At 68.4% G+C, this 3,106-nt stretch carries 3 protein-coding genes; 1 reads left to right on the forward strand and 2 read right to left on the reverse strand.

Annotated features, from left to right (window positions below):
* Nucleotides 1–641: chromate transporter (locus GJ693_RS15000; RefSeq protein WP_197042247.1), on the reverse strand; the 641-nt coding region annotated here is incomplete at its 3' end.
* 234 nt (nt 642–875) lie between these two features.
* Between GJ693_RS15000 and GJ693_RS15005 the strand changes: the two genes are divergently transcribed.
* Nucleotides 876–1,583: a VV20781 family protein gene (locus GJ693_RS15005; RefSeq protein ID WP_207789970.1), complete on the forward strand. Its 708-nt coding sequence runs from the start codon at nt 876–878 to the stop codon at nt 1,581–1,583.
* Between the two features lie 8 nt (nt 1,584–1,591).
* Here GJ693_RS15005 and GJ693_RS15010 read toward each other — a convergent pair.
* Nucleotides 1,592–3,106: M20/M25/M40 family metallo-hydrolase (locus tag GJ693_RS15010; protein ID WP_156257064.1), on the reverse strand; the 1,515-nt coding region annotated here is incomplete at its 5' end.

The raw sequence follows: 3,106 nt of genomic DNA on the forward strand, positions 1-3,106 counted from the left end.
CTGGCGGGCAGGCTGAGCGGCGGCAGGGCCAGGGACGCGCCGGCCGCGACCAGCACCAACCCGGCCAGCAGCGGCCGCCCGCCGGCCGCCAATGCGTAACAAAGGCCCGCCACTGGCAACACGATCCAGAAACTGGCGCCAGCCAGGGTCAGCCCGGCCGCCGCCACGGCAATGGCCCACAGCCAGACATTGGCCAATATATGCCCGCCAATGCGGTGCACGGCGCGGATGATCAGCGCGATCACCGCTGCCTGCACGCCCAGGAACAGCGCGGCAAACAGGGTGCCGGTGATGGCCAACTGCGTGTAGAGCCAGCCCAGCGCCAGCATCAGCACGAAGCCTGGCGCCATGAAGCCCAAGCCGGCGAGCAGGCCACCGATGCGCCCGCCAGCACGCACGCCCAGGTGCACGCACAATTCATGCGCCTCTGGGCCGGGCAAAACCTGCATCACCGCCACCAGCCGGTTGAACTGCGCCGGCGTGATCCAGCGCTCCTCCTCCACCAGTTGCTGCCGGATCATGGCGATCTGGGCGACCGGCCCGCCAAAGGCCAGCGCGCCAAACTTCAGGAAGCGCCAGAACAGCGCGGCCGGGGCCAGTTGCGGCCGCGAAGGGTCAGGCAGGGTGTCGGGGCTTGCCATGGCGCCAGACTATCCGCGTCACCAGCGCCTGTCTGCCAGCCGGACAGCAGGGAATTCTATGTGATCGGAAAGATTGGCTAGGCGGATAGGCCTGTTGGCGGGGTTCGATTGGTTGGCACCGCAGGCCTCGATGCCATTTTCAACGCTGGTTCCAACGCTTGTACCAACGCGCCGCGGGCAGAGCCGTTGTCAGCCACCCTGCCTCTGACACACATCGACAGATCTGGACCAGCCATGCGCCCTCTCTATCCCTTCATTCTGCTTCTGCCGCTGGCCGGCTGCAGCGTGTCTGCCGCGCGCATGGCCTTGCCGGCCGGCGTCACCCATTCGACAACGGAAATCGCCATTACCGGCATGGGTGGCGGCCAGTCCGGACGCTTCACGGCCGGGGCCAGCAGCGGACGATTTTCGCGCCGTGCTGATCGGCTGGGCGTGATGGATCCGCTGTTCGTCGCCAACAGGGGTGGCAGCAGCTTCGAGCTCTCCGGCCCCGATGTTTCCGGGGTGCTGGCTGCCCGCTGCGGTTTTTCGCGGCAGCAGATGAATATCGGGTTGATCAGTATCACGCCCGGTCAACTGCGCTATGTCTGCCGGTTCCAGCGCGATGGCCAACCGGTGGCAGCCACGCTGGAACTGCAGGGCCGCGGCGGGGTGCTCGGCGCTCTCGATGGCAGCGAGGCCCGCGACGGCATCTTCGAATATGATGGGGTGCGGCTGCGGATCCGCTCCGTTCACCGCGTCGAGGGCAGTCCGCTGCCGTTGCCGCAGCCGATCGGCTACAGCTTCTCGCGCGACGGCCAGGAGATTGGTGCGGTCGATCTCAACGGACCGGACAAGCGTCTCCACGCACCGACCGAGCCGCGGCTGCGCGAGGCGACACTGGTGGCGGCCATGGCGCTGGCCGTATTCTGGGATCCGGCCGAGGTGGACCAGGGCAACTGACGCGGCGGTTACCAGCGCGTGTCCGCCAGCAGCGCGGCGTAGATCTCGATGCCGTCCCAAAGATTGCCCAGCCTTATATTCTCGTTGGCTGCGTGCTGGTTGTCGTCGGCGTTGGCGACGGTGACGCCGATCATCGGCGTCTGCAGGGCTTCGACGATTTCGGCAAAGGGCGTGGTGCCGCCCATCAGCGGCATCTGAACGGGTGGGCCGGCGGTGCGGGTGATGGCGTCGATCACGGCCCTGGCGGCGGGCGTGTCGAGCGGGACCTTGACCGCGACCGAACCGCCGTCATCCCAATCGAGTTTCAGCAGCTTGGGGTGGGCGCGGCGGGTGGCGCCGTCAGGGTCGGTGCGGATGATGTGCCAGCCTTGCGCGGCGAGATGGGCTTCAACCGCCTGCTTCACGTGCGCGATGGTCTGGCCGGGGGCGAGGCGGATGTCAAAGCTGGCCCAGGCCTGGGTGGCGATGGCGTTGGCGGCGGGCGAGCGTGTGTCGCCGCCGTGGATGGCGCGCACATTCAGCGTGGGCATCAGATAACCGTCGGCGATGCGCTCCGTGCCGATGTGACGGCCCAGAGCGAGTTCGTCCATCAACTGCGGCTCCACGGCGGGCAGGGCGGCGAGCGCAGCCTGGTCGGTAGCGGTGGGGGGCGGCACTTCGCTGGCCAGGCCCGGCACCTTGATATGGCCCTGGTCGTCGCGCAGCTGCATCACCAGATCGGCGATCATCACCGTGGGGCTGGGCACCCAATTGCCATAATGGCCATCGTGGAGCGCGCGGGCCGGGCCATAGACCGTCGCCTCGAAATCAACGATGCCGCGGTTGCCGCCGCTCACCAGCGGGCGCCCCGATTGATGGACCGGGCCATCGCCGAGGATGAGCAGATCGGCGGCGAGCAGCGCCTTGTTGGCGCGGACGATGGTGCCGAAATTGGGCGAGCCGGCCTCTTCCTCGCCCTCCCATAATATCTTGATGTTCACATTCGGCCTGATGCCCTTGGCGGCAAGCGCGTCGAGCGCCCACAGCGTGGCGGCGATGGTGGCCTTGTCATCGCCAGAGGCGCGGCCGTGCAGGCGCCAGTTGGGGTCGATGCTGGTGGCGGCGGCGAGATCGACCTTGGCGCTGGCGGGCGGGGCGGTGCGCAGCGTCGGCTGGAACGGCGGATCGAGCCAGCCGGGCTGATTCACCGGTTGGCCGTCATAATGGGCATAGAGGAGGAGGGTGCGCCTGGCGCCGGGGGTGCGGCGTTCGGCAAACACGCTGGCCGGCGTGCCGGGGCGGGCGCGCAACTGCTGCGTGGTGAAGCCGCGGGCCTTCAGCTGCGCCTCCAGAAAATCGGCGTTGCGGTCCACGTCGGCGAGATTGCTGGCGATGCTTGGCATGGCGACGTAGCGGCTGTAATCGGCGATCAGGGCGCGTTCATTGGCCTCGCGCCAGCTGCGCACCTGGGCGCGCAGCCGGTCAGACGCCGGGCTGGCCAGCGCGGGCCCCGCCAGCAGGACGGTCAGGGCGGCAGCGCGCAC

Source organism: Sandarakinorhabdus oryzae, assembly GCF_009733735.1.
GTDB lineage: Bacteria > Pseudomonadota > Alphaproteobacteria > Sphingomonadales > Sphingomonadaceae > Sandarakinorhabdus > Sandarakinorhabdus oryzae.

What these genes read in the sequence shown, in the direction of transcription:
- GJ693_RS15005 (WP_207789970.1), top strand. Translation starts at nt 876, where the DNA reads ATGCGCCCTCTCTATCCCTTCATTCTGCTTCTGCCGCTGGCCGGCTGC.